The following is a 283-nucleotide window of genomic DNA, read 5'->3' as shown; positions in this document are numbered from 1 at the left end:
CTCGAGTTCGGCAGCCGAGATGCTGGCGACGCGGGCCCCGCGCGTCGGGAGCAGCTCCAGCAGGCCTTCCGTCGCCAGGATCTTGATCGCCTCGCGCAGCGGCGTCCGCGTGATCCCGAAGCGCTCGGTCAGCTCGCTCTCGTTGATCCGCGCCTTCGGCTCCATCTCGCCGGACCGGATCAGCTCGCGCATGCGCTCGGCGACCTCGTCGTGGAGGTAGCGGCGGCTGATGCTGATCCCGGGCTCGATTTTATTCATGGTCCCCCGACACACACAGATCAGT

Annotated in this window: 1 protein-coding gene; it reads right to left on the bottom strand. The window is 67.5% G+C overall.

Annotation, left to right across the window (positions count from 1 at the left end):
* On the bottom strand, nucleotides 1-258 hold a 258-nt coding region (locus ACLBXO_RS32245; RefSeq protein ID WP_447687972.1), incomplete at its 3' end, for a GntR family transcriptional regulator.
* Nucleotides 259-283: the final 25 nt, after the last annotated feature.

Source organism: Methylobacterium sp. C33D (genome assembly GCF_053345825.1).
This window is presented reverse-complemented; position numbering and strand designations above follow the sequence as displayed.